Below are 311 nucleotides of genomic sequence, written 5' to 3'. Positions count from 1 at the left end.
GAGGCGGATATCCAGCACCTGCCTGTAACAGGCCATACGCTGGGCATTGATGTCGGTATTAAACTACTTGCCGTGCCCTCAGAAGGTATTGCCATGGATAATCCGAGATATACGCTGCAGTATGAACGCTTATTAGCGAAATGGCAACGGGTCATGGCGAGAAGAACGTATGGCGGGAGCAACTGGCATAGAGCGAAACAAAAAGTGGCCCAAATTCACGAAAAAATTCGAAATAGTCGAATCGATGTGATGCACAAGCAGACCACGAAATGGATACGTGAAAACCAAACGATCTGTATCGAAGACTTGCG

At 47.6% G+C, this 311-nt stretch carries 1 protein-coding gene; it reads left to right on the top strand.

Features of this window, described 5'->3' with window-relative positions:
- A partial coding sequence (locus PAT3040_RS19815; protein ID WP_146200484.1) for a transposase occupies positions 1–311 on the top strand: 311 nt, incomplete at both ends.

The sequence above is a fragment of the Paenibacillus agaridevorans genome (genome assembly GCF_003112455.1).
Classification (GTDB): domain Bacteria; phylum Bacillota; class Bacilli; order Paenibacillales; family Paenibacillaceae; genus Pristimantibacillus; species Pristimantibacillus agaridevorans.
This window is presented reverse-complemented; position numbering and strand designations above follow the sequence as displayed.